The 18,431-nt window shown below is 60.5% G+C and carries 17 protein-coding genes; 6 read left to right on the top strand and 11 right to left on the bottom strand.

All coding sequences use genetic code 11. The annotated features are described in order from the left end of the window. Positions 1-99: 99 nt before the first annotated feature. The gene (gene mgrA / locus BLU48_RS29645) at positions 100-1,137 is read left to right on the top strand and encodes an L-glyceraldehyde 3-phosphate reductase (RefSeq protein ID WP_057024768.1); all 1,038 of its coding nucleotides are present in this window, start codon (positions 100-102) and stop codon (positions 1,135-1,137) included. Positions 1,138-1,282: 145 nt separating this feature from the next. On the opposite strand, the gene tauD is transcribed toward mgrA, so the two are convergent. The 7 genes from tauD to BLU48_RS29680 all read right to left on the bottom strand — a co-directional run bounded on the left by tauD (position 1,283) and on the right by BLU48_RS29680 (position 9,470). Further along, positions 1,283-2,131: a taurine dioxygenase gene (gene tauD, locus BLU48_RS29650; protein WP_057024767.1), complete on the bottom strand. Its 849-nt coding sequence runs from the start codon at positions 2,129-2,131 to the stop codon at positions 1,283-1,285. A gap of 3 nt (positions 2,132-2,134) precedes the next feature. Beyond that, the gene (tauC, locus tag BLU48_RS29655; protein WP_046070415.1) at positions 2,135-2,971 is read right to left on the bottom strand and encodes a taurine ABC transporter permease TauC; all 837 of its coding nucleotides are present in this window, start codon (positions 2,969-2,971) and stop codon (positions 2,135-2,137) included. Next, a complete protein-coding gene (tauB, locus tag BLU48_RS29660) occupies positions 2,968-3,747 on the bottom strand; it encodes a taurine ABC transporter ATP-binding subunit (protein WP_032878412.1) in 780 nt (259 codons plus the stop codon). The genes tauC and tauB overlap by 4 nt, the downstream gene beginning before the upstream one ends. A 17-nt stretch (positions 3,748-3,764) precedes the next feature. Further along, complete coding sequence (gene tauA, locus BLU48_RS29665; protein WP_057024766.1) at positions 3,765-4,742, bottom strand: taurine ABC transporter substrate-binding protein; 978 nt, start codon at positions 4,740-4,742, stop codon at positions 3,765-3,767. A 222-nt stretch (positions 4,743-4,964) separates the two neighbouring features. Next, on the bottom strand, positions 4,965-6,548 hold the full coding sequence (gene gshA / locus BLU48_RS29670) for a glutamate--cysteine ligase (protein ID WP_057024765.1): 1,584 nt from the start codon (positions 6,546-6,548) through the stop codon (positions 4,965-4,967). A gap of 214 nt (positions 6,549-6,762) precedes the next feature. Then, the gene (locus tag BLU48_RS29675) at positions 6,763-7,146 is read right to left on the bottom strand and encodes a PaaI family thioesterase (protein WP_057024764.1); all 384 of its coding nucleotides are present in this window, start codon (positions 7,144-7,146) and stop codon (positions 6,763-6,765) included. Beyond that, positions 7,146-9,470 (bottom strand): Tex family protein, encoded by a 2,325-nt coding sequence (locus tag BLU48_RS29680; RefSeq protein WP_057024763.1) that lies wholly within the window; start codon positions 9,468-9,470, stop codon positions 7,146-7,148. Before BLU48_RS29680 ends, BLU48_RS29675 begins: the two co-directional genes overlap by 1 nt. A gap of 358 nt (positions 9,471-9,828) precedes the next feature. On the opposite strand from BLU48_RS29680, the gene ompR reads away from it, so the two are divergent. Both ompR and BLU48_RS29690 read left to right on the top strand, forming a co-directional pair. Next, positions 9,829-10,569 carry an osmolarity response regulator transcription factor OmpR gene (gene ompR, locus BLU48_RS29685; protein WP_043047388.1) on the top strand — a complete coding sequence of 247 codons (741 nt, stop codon included), beginning with the start codon at positions 9,829-9,831 and terminating at the stop codon, positions 10,567-10,569. A gap of 118 nt (positions 10,570-10,687) precedes the next feature. Next, on the top strand, positions 10,688-12,001 hold the full coding sequence (locus BLU48_RS29690) for an ATP-binding protein (protein WP_043047387.1): 1,314 nt from the start codon (positions 10,688-10,690) through the stop codon (positions 11,999-12,001). A 75-nt stretch (positions 12,002-12,076) separates the two neighbouring features. Here the strand turns inward: BLU48_RS29690 and rimK are convergent, their stop codons facing one another. Genes rimK through rimA form a run of 3 tightly spaced genes read right to left on the bottom strand, consistent with a single transcriptional unit; the run spans position 12,077 to position 14,254 of the window. Beyond that, positions 12,077-12,982 (bottom strand): 30S ribosomal protein S6--L-glutamate ligase, encoded by a 906-nt coding sequence (rimK, locus tag BLU48_RS29695; protein ID WP_003187674.1) that lies wholly within the window; start codon positions 12,980-12,982, stop codon positions 12,077-12,079. Next, positions 12,979-13,461 (bottom strand): retropepsin-like aspartic endopeptidase RimB, encoded by a 483-nt coding sequence (rimB, locus tag BLU48_RS29700; protein WP_043047386.1) that lies wholly within the window; start codon positions 13,459-13,461, stop codon positions 12,979-12,981. Before rimB ends, rimK begins: the two co-directional genes overlap by 4 nt. Before the next feature lie 13 nt (positions 13,462-13,474). Then, entirely contained in the window at positions 13,475-14,254 is a 780-nt protein-coding gene (rimA, locus tag BLU48_RS29705; RefSeq protein WP_057024762.1) for a S6 modification regulatory phosphodiesterase RimA, read from the bottom strand. 116 nt (positions 14,255-14,370) lie between these two features. Here rimA and BLU48_RS29710 point away from each other — a divergent pair, with 116 nt between their 5' ends. Next, positions 14,371-14,778 (top strand): RNA-binding S4 domain-containing protein, encoded by a 408-nt coding sequence (locus BLU48_RS29710; protein WP_056847212.1) that lies wholly within the window; start codon positions 14,371-14,373, stop codon positions 14,776-14,778. 75 nt (positions 14,779-14,853) lie between these two features. Here the strand turns inward: BLU48_RS29710 and BLU48_RS29715 are convergent, their stop codons facing one another. After that, a complete protein-coding gene (locus tag BLU48_RS29715) occupies positions 14,854-15,657 on the bottom strand; it encodes a phosphatase PAP2 family protein (RefSeq protein ID WP_057024761.1) in 804 nt (267 codons plus the stop codon). A gap of 124 nt (positions 15,658-15,781) precedes the next feature. On the opposite strand from BLU48_RS29715, the gene hslO reads away from it, so the two are divergent. Further along, positions 15,782-16,684, top strand: a complete 903-nt coding sequence (hslO, locus tag BLU48_RS29720) for an Hsp33 family molecular chaperone HslO (protein WP_046070424.1) — start codon at positions 15,782-15,784, stop codon at positions 16,682-16,684. Positions 16,685-16,863: 179 nt separating this feature from the next. Next, on the top strand, positions 16,864-18,405 hold the full coding sequence (locus BLU48_RS29725; RefSeq protein WP_057024760.1) for a phosphoenolpyruvate carboxykinase: 1,542 nt from the start codon (positions 16,864-16,866) through the stop codon (positions 18,403-18,405). Positions 18,406-18,431: the final 26 nt, after the last annotated feature.

Below are 18,431 nucleotides of genomic sequence, written 5' to 3' on the forward strand. Positions count from 1 at the left end.
GTAAAAGGAAGAGGCAGACTTAAGCGATTCAGCTGCTTAAAAGGCCTGGGAATATTGATATTCCCAGGCCTTATTTGCCCCAGCTCAAGAGAGGATTCGATGACTTACATTGCTGCCGAAAACCGCTATGAATCTATTCCTTATCGCCGCGTAGGTCGCAGTGGATTGGTGCTGCCAGCACTGTCCCTGGGGCTGTGGCACAACTTTGGCGACAGCACCCCGATCGACACCCAGCGCGCCCTGCTGCGCACGGCGTTCGACCTGGGCATCAACCATTTCGACCTGGCCAACAACTACGGCCCGCCCTATGGCAGCGCCGAGATCAACTTTGGCCGCTTGCTGCGCGAAGACTTCAAGCACTATCGCGACGAATTGATCATCTCCAGCAAGGCCGGTTGGGACATGTGGCCCGGCCCGTACGGCCAGGGCGGTGGTTCGCGCAAATACGTATTGGCAAGCCTGGACCAGAGCCTGCAACGCTTGGGCGTCGACTATGTGGATATCTTCTACTCCCACCGTTTCGACCCCGACACACCCCTGGAAGAAACCGCCAGCGCCCTCGCCACCGCCGTGCAACAAGGCAAGGCGTTGTATATCGGCATCTCCTCCTACTCCGGTGTGAAGACCCGCGAAATCGCAGCCTTGCTCAACGAGTGGAAAGTGCCGCTGCTGATCCATCAGCCAGCCTACAACCTGCTCAACCGCTGGGTGGAAAAAGACCTGCTCGACACCACCGAAGAGCTCGGCGCAGGGGTGATCGCTTTCACGCCGCTGGCCCAGGGCTTGCTCACTGATAAATATCTCAACGGTGTACCGGCCGATGCGCGGGTCAACCGCCCGGGTGGCGGCTCCCTGCAAGCCCAGCACCTGTCCGAAGCCAACATCGCCCACGTGCGCGCACTGAATGAAATCGCCAAGCGCCGTGGTCAGAGCCTGGCTCAATTGGCCCTGGCGTGGACCTTACGGGATCCACGGGTGACAAGTGCGCTGATCGGTGCCAGCCGGCCGGAGCAGATCATCGAGAATGTCGGGGCGTTGCAGAACCTGAGTTTCAGTGCTGAGGAACTGGCGGAGATTGATCGGTTTGCGCAGGAAGGTGGGATCAACCTGTGGGAAAAGCCATCCACTGCTGAATAACTGACACAACGGGGTCAAAAATGTGGGAGGGGGCTTGCCCCCGATGGCGGTAGGTCAGTCACGAATAATTTGACTGAACCACCGCTATCGGGGGCAAGCCCCCTCCCACATTTGATCTCCTATGTTTCTCAAATTTGGTCTGTTGTTAGAACGGCACATCCCCAAGAATCGTCGCCCGGTGCATCACCCGTCGCTGTGGCCGGTAGTCATCCACTGCGTAATGCTGGGTCACGCGGTTATCCCAGAACGCCACGTCATTTTCCTGCCAGCGCCAGCGGAGGGTGAACTCCGGGCGTGTCGCGTGAGCAAACAGGAATTTCAAGATTGCTTCACTCTCCGCCGGCTCAAGCTCATTGAGCTTGGTGGTAAAACCATCATTCACAAACAGCGACTTACGCCCGCTCACCGGATGCGTGCGCACCACGGGGTGCGACAGCGGTGGGTTTTTCCGGCGGGTTTGTTCCCAACGCGCCAGGTCTTCGGCGCTATTGCCGAAGCGCTCCAGCGGGAAGGACTTGGTGAAGTCGTGGGTGGCGGTCAACCCAGTCAGCAGTACCTTCAATGGCTCGGACAAGGCTTCGTACGCCGCAATACCACTGGCCCACAAGGTATCGCCCCCGAACGCCGGCAATAGCTTGGCGCTGAGCACCGCGCCGAGGGCCGGCGTCGGCAGGAAGGTCACGTCGGTGTGCCACACCGCGTTGTCGCGCACGTCGGTGACGGCGGTGTCGAGGATCAGCACTTCGGGCTGTTCCGGTACGTTGGGGTAGATCGGGTGGATGTGCAGGTCGCCGAAGTGCGCCGCGAACCGCGCTTGCTGCTGCGGGGTGATTGCTTGGCCCCGGAAGAACAGCACCGAGTAGCTGAGCAGCGCCTGCTCGATGGCATCGCGATGTGCCTCGCTCAGCGGCTGGGTGATATCGACGCCACTGATCTGGGCGCCCAGGGCGGTGCTTAATGGGGTAACGGTCAGGCTGCTCAATGGAGTTCTCATCACTTAGTGTGCCTGGCCGTGCCATGGCACTAATTTACGCTGCAGGGCGCGCAGGCCCATTTCCATGGCAAAGGCGATCAGGGCGATGACCAGGATCCCCAGCACCACCACATCGGTGACCAGAAACTGCGCCGCCGACTGCACCATGAAGCCCAAGCCGCTGGTGGCTGCAATCAGCTCGGCGGCGACCAGGGTCGACCAGCCCACACCCAGGCCGATACGTACCCCGGTGAGGATGTCGGGCAAGGCGCTGGGCAGGATCACATGGCGAATCAGTTGTGCACGGGTGGCGCCCAACGACTGAGCGGCCCGCAGCTTGGCCGGGTCGACGGTACGCACGCCGGTTGCAGTGGCGATGGCAATCGGGGCGAAGATCGCCAGGTAGATCAGCAGCACCTTGGACAGCTCGCCGATGCCGCACCAGATCACGATCAGCGGCAGATAGGCCAGGGGCGGAATCGGCCGGTAGAACTCGATCAGCGGATCGAGAATGCCACGGGCGATACGGTTGGCACCGATGGCAATCCCCACCGGTACGGCGGTCAGCACCGCAAAGCCCAGGCCCAGGCCGATACGGCTGAGGCTCGCGCCCAGATGCTGCCACAAGGTGGAATCCATGTAGCCGGTGGTCGCCAGCAGCCAGCCTTTTTGCAGCACGGCGGACGGTGGCGGCAGGAACAGAGGTTCGATCAAGCCCGTGGCGGTCACCGCCCACCAGAGGGCGAGCAGGGCGACCAGAGTCAGGACGCTGATCCAACGCGTGCTCAGGCTGCGGCGTACCGGGACAGTGGCGTGCGCCACCGGCTTGCTGGCCGTGGCGGGAAGTTCGTAGCTGCTCATGCGTACACCTGCCGTTGGGAGAACACCTTGCCCAATACGTGCTCGCGGGTTTCGATAAAGCGCGGGTCGGACTTGATCGCCCGGGCCGACTCCCCGGCGGCATAGCGTTGGCCGAAATCCAGCTGCAGGCGTTCGACGATCTGGCCGGGGTTGGGTGCCAGCAGGATCAGGTCCGTGGCGAGGAACACCGCTTCTTCAATGTCATGGGTAATCAGGAATACCGGCTTGGCGGTGCGCCGCCAGACTTGCAGCAGCAGCTCCTGCATCTGTTCGCGGGTAAAGGCATCCAGGGCGCCGAAGGGCTCGTCCATCAGTAATACCCGTGGGTCTGCCGCCAAGGCACGGGCCAGGCCGACGCGTTGCTTCTGGCCACCGGAGAGTTGCCAGATGCGGCGGCTGTCGAAGCCGGCCAGGTCAACAAGGGCGAGCATTTCGCGAGCGCGGACTTCGCGCTGCGCCTTGGGCACGCCGGCCAGTTCGAGGCCGAAAGCCACATTGGCGAGCACGTCCTGCCAGGGCAGCAAGGCATCGTCCTGAAACACCACGCCGCGTTCGGCGCTGGGGCCTTTGACCGGCACACCGTCAAGGGTGATGCGCCCGGCAGACGGTTCGACGAAGCCGGCGATCAGGTTCAGCAGTGAAGTCTTGCCACTGCCGGACGGGCCGAGGGCGACCAGCAGTTGCTGGGGCCCGAGGTCCAGGGATATGTCAGACAGTACCGGTTCCGGGGCGCCTGGGTACTGTGCGCTGATGCGCTCCAGTTGTAGCAAGGCCATCGCGATCAACTCCTGAATCAGTGGGTGATGAACTGGGCGCTGACGTAAGGGGCGTAGTCCGGCAGCACGGCGTCGACCTTGCCTTGTTCCTTGAGGAACGCAGCGGTGTCGGTGACGGCCTGGATGGTCGGTGCGCCCAGCAGGGTGACCTGGTCAGCGGCCAGCGGGTAGACGTTGCCTTGCAGCAGCAAGGGGATATCGCTGGGCTTGGCGCCGGAGAGTTTCACCAGTTTGTCGACGTTGCCTGTGTCGGCGAGCCAGGCTTGTGGGTCTTTGCGGTAGGCGGCGTAGGCATCCAGGGTGACCTTGGCGAAGGCGGTGACGATTTCCGGGTGCTTCTCGGCGAAGTCTTTGCGCACAATCCAGGCATCGAAAGTCGGCGCGCCGAACTTGGCCAGCTCGCCGGAGGTGATCAGCACCTTGCCGTTTTCCTTGGCTACGCCCAGGGCGGGGTCCCACACGTAGGTGGCGTCGATATCACCGCGCTTCCAGGCGGCGATGATGGCCGGCGGGGCGAGGTTGAGGATGGTGACTTTGGCCGGGTCGATGTTCCAGTGTTTCAGCGCAGCCAGCAGGCTGTAGTGGCCGGTGGACACAAAGGGCACGGCGATCTTTTTGCCGATCAGGTCCTGGGGGCTGCTGATCCCCGAACCGTTACGCGCCACCAGCGCTTCGGCGCCGCCGATCTGGGTCGCGATGAGGAAGGTTTCTACTGGGACTTTGCGGGTTATCGCGGCGGTCAGCGGGCTGGAACCGAGGTAGCCGATCTGCACGTCGCCGGAGGCGATAGCGGCAATGATGTCGGCACCGTTATCGAATTTGCGCCAGTCGATCTTGGCATGGGTGGCTTTTTCATAGGCGCCGTCGGCTTGGGCGACTTTGGCCGGGTCGACGGTGGTCTGATAAGCAATGGTCACGTCCGCCGCCTGGGCAAACAGGCTGGCACCGGCCAGGGACAACGCGGCCAACAGGCGCAGAGGGGTCAGCAGTTTCAAGGGGAAGCTCCTCATTCAGGCGGCCGAGGGTCGGCGTGTGAGGAGACTAAATGATCTAAGAACTACAAAATAAATAACTTTTTAGAATTAGCTTATGAAGCAAATTCTGCGCATGCGAGGGACCAATGTGGGAGGGGGCTTGCTCCCGATAGCGCAATGACAGTCACTGGATGATTGACTGAAAGACCGCCATCGGGAGCAAGCCCCCTCCCACACAAGCCATCAGTTGCTGATGGCGAGGATACTGGCCTGGTACGACCCGACAAACACATCGAAATCGCCCACTTCGTTCTGCTCCAGCTCCGCCTGCTGTGCCAGCGATGTGCGGGCCTGCTCTTCGAAGCGCGCCTGCTCTTGGGCAGCCAACGGCTCACGGCGGAAATACTCGGCATGCACCTCGCTCTGATGCAGGGAGAATTGCGCAAAACTCTCCTTGCGCTCGGCCATCGCCGCCAGCACCTGGGCCGAAGGCGTCAGGGACGAATCCTTGACCTTGGCCAACTGGGCATCCAGCGCCTCGCTGTGTTCGGTGATGCCGTGACTCTCATCGAGCAGGGCGGCCAGGGGGGCAATCTTCTCCAGCAACTCGCCAGCCCACTCCTTCATGTCCACCGCCTGACCTTCGCGCTGCAATTGCAGGCCCGGACGGCGACCTTCCTTGACCACGCTGAGGAAGTTGGAGGTGGCATTGCCACATTCGTTATTGGCGAACAGCGGGCTGTCGTTCAACGCGCAATACAGCAGGAACGCGTCGAGGAAACGCGACTCCGGCAGGTCGATACCCATCGGCAGGAACGGGTTGATATCCAGGCAGCGTACTTCGATGTACTGGATACCGCGGGCCATCAGCGCCTGGATCGGCCGCTCGCCGGTGTAGGTCACGCGCTTGGGACGGATGTTGGAGTAGTACTCGTTTTCGATCTGCAGGATGTTGGTGTTGAGCTGCACCCACTCACCATCCTTGTGCGTGCCGACTTCGACGTATGGCGCGTAGGGCGTTGCCACCGCTTCGCGCAGGCTGTCGGTGTAGCTGGCCAAATCGTTGTAGCACGGCGTCAGGCCGGCCTGGGCGTTGCTCTGGTAACCCAGGTCGCTCATGCGCAGGCTGGTGGCGTAGGGCAGGTACAAGGTTTCGGCGTCGAGCACTTCCAGCTGGTGCGAACGCCCGCGCAGGAAGCCGGCGTCCAAGGCCGGCGAGGCACCGAACAGGTACATCAGCAGCCAGCTGTAGCGACGGAAATTGCGGATCAGCGCGATATAGGCGGTGGACTGGTAGTCGCGGTCGGTGCCGACAAATCCATCGGCTTCCTTGAGCAACGGCCACAGCTGTTCGGGCAGGGAAAAGTTGTAGTGGATGCCGGCGATGCACTGCATGGTCTTGCCGTATCGCAGGGCCAGGCCCTTGCGGTACACGTACTTGAGCTGGCCGATATTGGAGGTGCCATAGTAGGCAATCGGAATATCTTCCTCGGCCGGCAACGGGCACGGCATCGAGGGGCTCCACAGGTATTCGTTGCCCAGCTTGCTATAGGCAAAGCGATGGATCTTGTCCAGGCTGCCCAAGGTATCGGCCGGGTCGGGCAGGGCTGGGGTGATGAACTCCAGCAGCGATTCCGAATAGTCGGTGGTGATCTGTTCGTTGGTCAACGCAGCGCCCAGGGCTTCAGGGTGCGGCGTTTGCGCCAGGCGACCCTCGCTGGTGACGCGCAGGCATTCACGCTCGATGCCGTGCAAGCACTGCTCTAGCAGGGAGAGGTGTTCGCGCTTGCCGAGCAGGGCCAGGCGGCGGTTGAGAAGTTCGCTCAAGTTGGATTCCTTCACGCGTCAGTCGCCCCAATATGGGGGTGGGCAGGACGGTCTACAAGGGTGAAGTTGAAACTGGCGTGATCGCCTGGTTCTGAGTCGATTTAACCCGCTCTGAATATGCCTACTTCACTCAATGAATTGGGCTACAGCGCAGCGAGAAAATTCCGACACTGTTATCGCAGCGCCGAAATTAACTCAAATCGAGGGTGAGGAGCTATAGGACAGCGAACGTGCCCTGCGCTTTTGCGACAAGTCTTTCGCCTTGGTACACGTCGGCTTCGACCACCAAAGTGCGCCGCCCGGTGTGGATCACCCGGCTGGTGCAAAGCACCTCACCTTCCTCCACGGCGCGGATATAGTTGATCTTGCATTCGATGGTGGCGCTCTGTTGGTCGAACCCGTGGGCGCTGGAACAGGCCAGGCCCATCGTAATGTCCACCAGGCTGAAAATCGCCCCGCCATGGAGCTTGCCTGCGCGATTGCGCAGGTGCGGCTCCAGGGTCAGGGCCACCTCGGCAACGCCCTCGTCCAGGCGCTGGAGGCGGCAGCCGATCAGTTCGCTGAACGCGCTCTGGGTCAAACCGGCCGGGATTTGCATCAGCGTTTCTTCAGCTGTTTGGCGTTGGCAAACAACGATGCCATAGCATTGTTGCTCGGTGCGGCCGTCGCGGTTTCCTTGCGAGGCGCGTTGTTCTGCGACTGGCGCGGTGCCGAGCCCGGACGCGCGCCACGGGCGCCGTCGATTTTCTCGCCAGGGGTGTCGCTCATGCGCATCGACAGGCCAACGCGCTTGCGCGGGATGTCGACTTCCATGACCTTGACTTTGACCACATCGCCGGCTTTCACCGCTTCGCGTGGGTCCTTGATGAATTTCTCCGAAAGCGCGGAGATGTGCACCAAGCCGTCCTGATGCACACCGATATCCACAAACGCGCCGAAGTTGGTCACGTTGGTCACCACGCCCTCGAGGATCATGCCCGGTTGCAGGTCCTTGAGGTCTTCAACACCGTCCTGGAACTCAGCGGTCTTGAACTCCGGGCGTGGGTCGCGGCCGGGTTTTTCCAGCTCTTGCAGGATGTCGGTGATGGTCGGTACGCCGAAGGTTTCGTCGGTGTACTTCTTCGGGTCCAGGCGCTTGAGGAACGCGGCGTCGCCAATCAGCGAGCGGATATCGCGGTCGGTCTCGGCGGCAATGCGCTGCACCAGCGGGTAGGCTTCCGGGTGAACTGCCGAGGCATCCAGCGGGTTGTCGCCATTCATCACGCGCAGGAAGCCGGCAGCCTGTTCAAAGGTTTTTTCACCCAGGCGTGCGACTTTTTTCAGCGCAGCACGGGTTTTGAACGCGCCGTTCTCGTCGCGGTGGCTGACGATGTTCTGCGCCAGGGTCGCGTTGAGGCCGGAAATGCGCGCCAGCAGCGCCACGGAAGCGGTGTTCACGTCCACGCCGACGGCGTTTACGCAGTCTTCCACGACGGCATCCAGGCCGCGTGCCAGTTTCAGCTGCGATACGTCGTGCTGGTACTGGCCGACACCGATGGATTTAGGGTCGATCTTCACCAACTCGGCCAACGGGTCTTGCAGGCGACGGGCGATGGAGACAGCGCCACGGATCGACACGTCGAGGTCCGGAAACTCCTTGGAAGCCAGCTCCGACGCCGAGTACACCGAAGCGCCTGCCTCGGAGACCATGACCTTGGTCATCTTCATGGCTGGGTATTTCTTGATCAGTTCGGCGGCCAGCTTATCGGTTTCACGGCTGGCGGTGCCGTTGCCGATGGCGATCAGGTCCACCGCGTGCTTGGCGCACAGGGCGGCGAGGATCGCCAGGGTCTGGTCCCATTTGTTATGTGGCACGTGGGGGTACACGGTGGCGTGATCCAGCAGCTTGCCGGTGGCGTCGACCACGGCGACCTTGCAACCGGTACGCAGGCCCGGGTCAAGGCCCAGGGTGGCACGCGGGCCGGCCGGTGCAGCCAACAGCAGGTCGTGCAGGTTGTGGGCGAACACGTTGATCGCCTCGGTTTCGGCGCCGTCGCGCAGTTCGCCGAGCAGGTCGGTTTCCAGGTGAGTGTAGAGCTTGACCTTCCAGGTCCAGCGCACGACTTCACCGAGCCACTTGTCCGCAGGACGGTTCTGATTTTGGATGCCGAATTGTTGAGCGATCATGCCTTCGCACGGGTGCATGGCGCCCGGTAGGTCGTCGCCGACTTTCAGCGAGGAGCTGAGAATACCTTCGTTGCGACCGCGGAAAATCGCCAGGGCGCGGTGGGACGGCATGCTTTTGAGCGGTTCGTCGTGCTCGAAGTAGTCGCGGAATTTGGCGCCTTCTTCCTCTTTGCCGGCGATAACACGGGCGCTGAGGACGGCTTCCTGCTTCAGGTAGGTACGCAGTTTTTCCAGGAGGCTGGCGTTTTCGGCGAAGCGCTCCATCAGGATGTACTTGGCGCCTTCGAGGGCGGCCTTGACGTCGGCGACGCCTTTTTCAGCGTCGATGAAGCGAGCGGCTTCGCTTTCCGGCGTCAGCGACGGATCGTTGAACAGGCCATCGGCCAAATCACCGAGACCGGCTTCCAGGGCGATTTGACCCTTTGTACGACGTTTCTGTTTATACGGCAGGTAAAGATCTTCTAGGCGGGTCTTGGTGTCCGCCAGCTTGATGTCGCGTTCCAGTTGAGGGGTCAGCTTGCCCTGTTCCTCGATACTGGCGAGGATGCTGATACGCCGTTCGTCGAGTTCTCGCAGGTAGCGCAGGCGCTCTTCCAGGTGCCGCAATTGGGTATCGTCGAGGCTGCCGGTCACTTCTTTTCGGTAACGGGCGATGAAAGGCACCGTGGAGCCTTCATCCAGTAGAGCGACGGCCGCCTCGACCTGTTGTGGGCGTACACCGAGTTCCTCGGCAATGCGGCTGTTGATGCTGTCCATAAAACCACCTGAAATTCTTAAAATCAGCTCGCCAGCCCGTAAAAACAAGGCCCGACAAGGCTGGTTGAGCGGCCCGACTGGCGCCGCTGCCTGGGTCAAGAGGCTGCCTATTGACCCTCGAAATCGAAAAAGTCACGACAAGCGGGTAAAAAAAGCCCGGCAGCAAACGGTAACGATCTGACGTTGCCCTGCACGGAGGCGCCGCATTATAACCAGCGTTCTGCCCTTGGGGGCTACTGCGCCGCAGCTGGTAGGGGCGTGGGTTCGCTGGCAGTAGATGAAAAATCTGCTAACAATGCACACGGTGCGTATAACGGCAGCTACGCCATAATGCGCGCCGAGATAAGAGGAGCATCCAATGAGCAGCACCGCACAAACTGCTGAAGGCGAAAAAATTCTCATCGTTGATGACGATCCGGGGCTGAGCAGCCTCCTGGAGCGGTTCTTCAACTCCAAGGGCTACCGTGCCCGCGCGGTGCCGAACACCGAGCAGATGGATCGCCTGCTGGGGCGTGAAGTTTTCAACCTGGTGGTACTTGACCTGATGTTGCCCGGCGAAGACGGCCTCACTGCCTGCAAGCGCCTGCGCGGTGCGAACAACCTGATTCCGATCATCATGCTCACCGCCAAGGGCGATGAGCTGAGTCGTATCAAGGGCCTTGAACTGGGCGCTGACGACTACCTGGCCAAGCCGTTCAACCCTGACGAGCTGATGGCGCGGGTCAAGGCTGTATTGCGTCGCCAGGCAGCACCTGTGCCGGGCGCACCGGGCAGCGAAGACGAAAGTGTCACCTTTGGCGACTACGAGCTGTCTCTGGCCACCCGTGAGCTCAAGCGCGGCGAAGAAGTGCACATGCTCACCACCGGCGAATTCGCGGTGCTCAAGGCCCTGGTGATGAACGCTCGCCAGCCGCTGACCCGTGACAAGTTGATGAACTTGGCCCGTGGTCGGGAGTGGGACGCCCTGGAGCGTTCCATCGACGTACAGATCTCCCGACTGCGCCGGATGATCGAGCCGGACCCGTCCAAGCCGCGGTACATCCAGACGGTGTGGGGTGTGGGTTATGTGTTCGTGCCGGATGGCACCGCTACCAAGTGACCGATGATTTGCAGGGGGCGGGTATCCTGACGTTTGACTCCATGAGGGTCGACGGGATGCCCGGCGTCTGCAATTCTGCGAGCGCCGTTCGTTCCTGCAAGGTGTGCAGCTTTCATCTATGAAAACCCCGCTGTGGTTCCCGCAAAGTTTCTTTTCCCGCACCCTTTGGCTGGTGCTGATCGTCGTTCTGTTTTCCAAGGCGCTCACGCTGGTTTATCTGTTGATGAACGAAGACGTGCTGGTGGATCGGCAGTACAGCCATGGCGTCGCCCTGACGTTGCGTGGTTATTGGGCTGTAGACCCTGAGAACCGGGAAAAAGTGGCCAAGGCGTCGACCTTGACCCGGGTTGACGGGGCCGGCGTGCCGGAAGGCGAGCAACATTGGCCTTACAGCGAGATCTACCAGCGCCAGATGCAGGCCGAACTGGGAGCCGACACCGAGGTGCGCCTGCGTATGCATGTTTCGCCTGCACTGTGGGTACGAGCGCCGAGCCTGGGGGATGCCTGGATCAAGGTTCCGCTGTACCCGCACCCGCTGCGTGGGCAGAAGATCTGGAACGTACTGGGATGGTTCCTGGCCATCGGCTTGCTTTCAACAGCGTCCGCGTGGATTTTCGTCCGTCAACTCAACCAGCCTCTCAAGCGCCTGGTGTTTGCCGCCCGCCAATTAGGCCAGGGGCGCAGCGTGCGCCTGCCGGTCAGCGATACGCCCAGTGAAATGACCGAGGTGTACGGCGCCTTCAACCAGATGGCGGAAGATGTCGAACAGGCTGGGCGCGAGCGGGAGCTGATGCTGGCGGGGGTGTCCCATGACTTGCGTACGCCGTTGACGCGACTTCGCTTGTCCCTGGAGTTGATGGGCGACCATACCGACCTGACCGATGACATGGTCCGTGACATCGAGGACATGGACGCCATTCTCGACCAGTTCCTGGCGTTTATCCGCGATGGGCGTGATGAGGTGGTGGAAGAAGTCGACCTGACGGACCTGGTGCGTGAGGTGGTTGCGCCCTATAACCAGAACGGCGAGCAGGTTCGTATGCGTCTGGAGCCGATCCAGCCATTCGCATTGCGCCGGGTATCGATGAAGCGCCTGCTGAACAACCTGATCGGCAATGCCTTGCATCATGCCGGTTCCGATGTGGAAGTGGCGGCGTATGTCTCTGGTGACAGTACTGCACCTTACGTAGTGCTGAGTGTGATGGACCGGGGCGCGGGGATCGACCCGGCTGAACTTGAGGGGATCTTCAACCCCTTTACCCGTGGCGACCGCGCCCGGGGCGGCAAGGGCACGGGCTTGGGCCTGGCGATTGTGCGGCGAATTGCCTCGATGCATGGCGGTAATGTGGAGCTGCGCAACCGTGAAGAAGGCGGTCTGGAAGCGCGGGTGCGCTTGCCGCTTGGGCTGATGTTGCCTAGAGATGCGGTCTGACTGATGACATAAATCAAATGTGGGAGAGGGCTTGCCCCCTCCCACATTGGTTTTATGTCGGGCCTAAATAGGCTTTTAGCCCTTGCCCTTGGTCCGAGTCATATTCGGCCCACCATTCTTCTCCAAGTGCTGAATGATGATCCCTGCCACATCCTTGCCGGTGGTGGTCTCGATCCCTTCCAGGCCGGGCGATGAGTTCACCTCCATCACCAGCGGCCCATGGTTGGAACGCAGGATATCCACGCCCGCTACACTCAAACCCATCACCTTGGCTGCCCGCAGCGCAGTCATGCGTTCTTCCGGGGTGATCTTGATCAGGCTGGCGCTGCCGCCACGGTGCAGGTTGGAGCGGAACTCACCGGGCTTGGCCTGGCGCTTCATGGCTGCAATCACCTTGTCGCCCACCACGAAGCAGCGGATATCCGCACCGCCGGCTTCCTTGATGTATTCCTGCACCATGATGTTCTGCTTGAGGCCCATGAATGCCTCGATGACTGACTCCGCCGCCGTCGCAGTTTCACATAGCACTACGCCGATGCCCTGGGTGCCTTCCAGCACCTTGATCACCAGTGGCGCGCCATTGACCATCTCGATCAGGTCGGGGATGTCATCCGGGGAGTGGGCAAACCCGGTCACCGGCAGGCCGATGCCCCGGCGCGACAGCAGTTGCAGCGAACGCAGTTTGTCTCGCGAGCGTGCAATGGCCACGGATTCATTCAGGGGAAACACCCCCATCATTTCAAACTGGCGCAATACCGCGCAGCCATAAAACGTTACCGAGGCGCCGATACGCGGAATCACCGCATCGAAGCCTTCCAGGGGTTTGCCCCGGTAGTGGATCTGCGGTTTGTGGCTGGCAATGTTCATGTAGGCACGCAACGTGTCGATCACCACCATTTCATGGCCACGTTCGGTGCCGGCCTCGACCAGGCGGCGGGTGGAATACAGACGCGGGTTTCGCGACAGCACAGCAATCTTCATGCAGCACCTGGGGCAGAAATAGTGGAGACCGGGAACACCGGCTTGTCTTGAACGTACTTGACGCCGGGGCTGACGACCAATTGGCCGTCAATCAAGGCTTTGGAACCCAGCAGCAGGCGATAGCGCATGGCCTTGCGGCAGGCGAGGGTGAACTCCACCCGCCACACCCGATCGCCCAGCGCCAGGGTGGTACTGATCACGTAGCGCACCTGCGCATGACCGTTGGAGCTCTTGATGGTTTTCATCGTCACCAGGGGCGCTTCGCAGCGGCGGTGACGCAACTGCACCACGCTGCCCAGGTGCGCGGTAAAGCGCACCCACTGTTCACCGTCGCGCTCGAAGGGCTCGATATCGGTGGCGTGCAGGCTTGAGGTACTGGCACCGGTGTCGATCTTCGCGCGCAGGCCCGCCACTCCCAGGTCGGGTAGTGCCACCCACTCACGCAGACCCACAACGGTCAAATGGTCAAATGTCTTCAATATGGGTAACCGGTTAATTCGCCCAGGCCTGAGGAGAAACCTCGGCCAAGGCCTTGAATGCGGGCCTGGCGAACCAGTAGCCCTGCATCAGAAATATTCCACAGTCGAACAGGAAGTCGCGCTCGCCGGCACTTTCGATACCTTCGGCGATGACAGTAACCCCCAACTGCTCACAGATTGTGACAATCCCCTGGACGATCACCTGGCGGACACGGTCCTGATCGACATCGCGGATCAGTGCCATGTCGAGCTTGATCAAGTCAGGTTGGAAATCAGCCAGCAGATTCAGCCCCGAATAGCCCGCGCCGAAATCGTCGATGGCGGTCATGAAGCCGAATTCGCGGTATTCACGCAGAATATTGGTCAAATGGCGATAGTTATCTACGTGCTCGTGTTCCAGGGTCTCGAAAATCAGCCGGTCCAAAGGAAAGTTATGCGCCCGCGCCGCCTCCAGGGTACTGCGAATACACAGCTCAGGCCGGTATACGGCATTGGGCATGAAATTAATGGACAGGCGGGTTTGCATCCCCAGGGCAGAAGCCCCGGCAATAGCCTGGGTGCGGCAGCGCTGGTCGAAGCGATACCGATTGCTTTCATTGACCCGCTCCAGCACCGACAGCGCGCCTTCGCCTAGCGTGCCCCGCACCAGGGCTTCGTGGGCGAAAATAGAGTGATCCCGAAGGTCTACGATAGGCTGGTAGGCGAAAGCGAAATCAAAGCCCAGGGGCTCGCTTTGCTGGCAACCCACGCACCGCTGGTCAGGCGAGGTGAGTGAAGCGGGAAAGTCGGTCACAGCGGAACCTCGCGAAATCAGGGTACTACCTGGCGTATCTTAGGTGAGCCTTGGGGTTTATGCGTCGAAGGGTTTCAACGGTAAAGTTGCGACATTTTTCAGAGCGAGGAATTCAAGTGGCTCAAAAGCAGGAAGAGGAAGAAAAGGTCCGGCTGGACAAGTGGTTGTGGGCGGCGCGGTTCTATAAGACTCGTGCCCTTGCCAAGGCCGCTATCGAGAGTGGCAAGGTGCACCATCGAGGCGAGCGCTGCAAACCGGGCAAAGAGCCGCGTATCGGTGATGAGTTTCAGATTCGTACAGGTTTTGATGAAAAGACTGTCGTGGTGCAGGCGCTTTCTGCCGTGCGCCGTGGGGCACCCGAAGCGCAGGCGCTGTACACCGAGACCGAAGCGAGTATCGCCAAGCGCGAAAACGCCGCGGCCATGCGCAAGGCCGGGGCGACCGGCATGACCACCGATGGCAAGCCAAGCAAGAAGCAGCGCCGTGATCTATTCAAGTTTCGCGGCAGCGGTAACGACGACTGATTACACCAATCTCCAACTCGAAGGGGATCAAAAATGTGGGAGGGGGCAAGCCCCTTCCACATTTAGCCTTCGGTGTTAAAAGGGTGTGCGCATGACACTCAATCGCCCGATCACCGGCAGTTTGCCCAGCAACCCGAACACCGGCGCAGTTATCCGCAACAGGAACTCCGACACCTTCGCTGCAAACGGCGTGTAATACCCCCACCCCAGCGCCAACAGCGCCAGCAGCACCCCACCGATGTAGTCATCCTGGCCCCAGTGTGCGCCGGCAACCAGTCGCGGCGTCATGAACAACAGCGCCAGGCCCCAGATCACCAGCACCTGGCTGACGCGCTTGGTAAACACCGTCATGAACATCCCCCAGATCAACAGCACCGAAGCGTGATCGCCGGGGAAGCTCTGGCTTGAGCGGTCCTTCAACTCCCAGGTTTTTTCCAGCCCAGGGAAAAAATCACTCATTTGAATCGCGCCGCTGATCACCATCGACGGGCTACTGTGTTGCCAGCCCATTTGGGCCGCGAGCTTGGAGAACAGCATGCGGATAAACAGCAACAGCAGCAGAATGCCTAGAAAACCAAAAAATGCCTGGCGCACCTGCACGGCCTTGAACACCCAATCGCCGCGAATCAGCAACGCCAGCAAAATCACGCCGACCACCGCATCAAATGGCCGCAGGCTGGCCACGGCCCACACATGCAACCAGGTCGAGCTGGTCGCCAGCGGATCATTGAGCAGATGAAACAGCCACTCGTCGAAAATTACACAGAGCATCTGGCCCGTGGGCCAGAGCCAAAAACACAGCAGTCCGATAGCGAGTAGATTGCAAAGAGCCCATCGCCGGAGGTTCCAGTTGGCTTGGAACAAACCCGGATTGTTCATAAACTGTCCCTCATCGCTCTATTAAGCTCCTTGTTTTCAGGAGAAGTCGCACCAACATGGTGCTAAAGCGTTTAATTTTATAAACCTTGTAATCATTTTGTCATCACTTCAGATACCCAGACCTATGACCGATCTACCGGATACCGACTTCACCCAACGCTTTATCTTCGATGAGAGCGACGCCCGCGGCGAGATGGTCTCGTTGGAGCGCAGCTATGCCGAAGTCCTCGCTAAACATGCCTATCCGGAGCCGGTCGCGCAGTTGCTCGGCGAGCTGATGGCCGCTGCGGCGCTGCTGGTTGGCACGATGAAGTTCGACGGCTTGCTGATCTTGCAGGCTCGCTCCGAAGGGCCGATTCCCATGCTGATGATCGAGTGCTCCAGCGAGCGCGAAATCCGCGGCCTGGCCCGATATGAAGCGGACCAGATCGCTGCGGACGCCACCCTGGCCGACCTGATGCCCAACGGCGTACTGGCCCTCACTGTCGACCCGACCGAAGGCCAGCGCTACCAGGGCATCGTCGACCTTGATGGCAAAACCCTGTCGGAATGCTTCACCAACTACTTCGTGATGTCCCAGCAAGTGGGCACCAAGTTCTGGCTTAACGCAGACGGCAAGCGCTCCCGTGGCTTGCTGGTGCAACAACTGCCGGCCGACCGCATCAAGGATGACGATGATCGCGCTGAAAGCTGGCGGCATATCATCGCCCTGGCCGACACGTTGAAGGCCGAAGAGCTGCTGGGCCTGGACAACGAAACCATCCTGCACCGCCTGTACCATGAAGAGGCCGTGCGCCTGTTCGATGCACAGGGGCTGCGCTTCAATTGCAGTTGCTCGCGCGAGCGTTCGGCCAATGCCTTGGTCAGCCTGGGCCTGGAAGATGCGCAAAACCTGGTGGTGGAACATGGCGGCCATATCGAGATCGACTGCCAGTTCTGCAACGAGCGTTATCTGTTCGATGCCGCGGATGTAGCCCAATTATTCGCCGGAGCAGGTATCGACACCCCTTCCGACACCCGCCACTAAAACGTTTAAGCACAGGTAAATTACCTGTCGAATGCCGGATTAGAGGCGTTCTGACGGGAGGGCCCTACTCTTTTTGGGCTTTTCTGGCATAATCCGGCCCACTTTTTTCGCGGTAGTAGTGCGCAACTTTCTACTACAAAACGTTTGGAGCACTCGGCCATAGGCCGACGGGGAACCTCATGACGCAAGCCAATAACGCCGTATACACCGATCTGAGTGTTGACGATCTGGTCAAAGAAGCCCTGCAGCGCGGTGAAGGCGTGCTTGCCGATACTGGCGCGCTGGTCGTAGAAACCGGTCATCGTACCGGGCGTTCGCCGGTTGACCGTTTCATCGTTGAAGAGCCTTCCACCCAGGACGCCATTGCCTGGGGCCCGATCAACCGCAAGTTCCCGGCCGACAAGTTCGATGCCCTGTGGGCTCGCGTCGAGGCGTTCAACAACGCGCAAGAGCATTTTGTGTCCCACGTGCATGTAGGTGCTTCCGAAGACCACTACCTGGCCGTGAAAATGACCACCCAGACTGCCTGGCAGAACCTGTTCGGTCGTTGCCTGTTCATCAACCCGGCCCAGTACAACCCGGCCGGTCGTGAAGAGTGGCAAGTGCTCAACGTGGCCAACTTCGAGTGCGTGCCAGAGCGTGACGGCACCAACTCCGACGGTTGCGTGATCCTCAACTTCGCCCAGAAAAAAGTGCTGATCGCCGGCATGCGTTACGCCGGTGAAATGAAAAAGGCCATGTTCTCGGTGCAGAACTTCCTGCTGCCGGCCTCCGACGTATTGCCGATGCACTGCGCCGCCAACATTGGCGAAGCAGGCGACGTGACCCTGTTCTTCGGCCTGTCCGGCACCGGCAAGACCACCCTGTCCGCCGACGAAAGCCGTTACTTGATCGGTGACGACGAGCACGGCTGGGGCGAAGGTGTGGTGTTCAACATCGAAGGCGGTTGCTATGCCAAGTGCATCGACCTGTCGGAGAAGAACGAGCCGGTTATCTGGAAAGCCATCAAGCACGGCGCTGTGCTGGAAAACGTCGTTATCGACGAGGCCAAGCACGCCGACTACGCCGATGTCAGCCTGACCCAGAACAGCCGTGCCGCCTACCCGCTGGAGCACGTTGCCAAGCGTTCCGAGCACAACCTGGGCGGCGAGCCAAACGCGGTGATCTTCCTGACCTGCGACCTGACCGGTGTACTGCCGCCCGTGTCGATCCTCAGCGAAGAACAAGCGGCCTACCACTTCCTGTCCGGCTACACCGCGTTGGTGGGCTCGACTGAAATGGGTTCCGGCAGCGGTATCAAGTCGACCTTCTCCACCTGCTTCGGCGCGCCGTTCTTCCCACGCCCAGCCGGTGAATACGCAGAGCTTTTGATCAAGCGTATCCGTGGTTTCGGCTCCAAGGTCTACCTGGTCAACACCGGCTGGACCGGCGGCGGCTACGGCGTCGGCAAACGCTTCAACATCCCGACTACTCGCGGCGTGATCGCCGCGATCCAGAGCGGCGCGTTGATCGGTGCGCAGACTGAACACCTCGACACCATCAACCTCGACGTGCCATTGGCCGTACCGGGCGTTGAAACCGGCCTGTTGAACCCACGTAACACCTGGGCTGACAAAGCTGCCTACGACGAAGCCGCGAAGGCGCTGGCTGGTCTGTTTATCGAGAACTTCAAGAAGTTTGAAGTGAGCGATGCGATCAAGGCGGCGGGTCCTAAGTTGTAAGACTTAGCTGTTGTGAAAAAGCCGCC

The organism is Pseudomonas synxantha (assembly GCF_900105675.1).
Classification (GTDB): Bacteria; Pseudomonadota; Gammaproteobacteria; order Pseudomonadales; family Pseudomonadaceae; genus Aquipseudomonas; species Aquipseudomonas synxantha.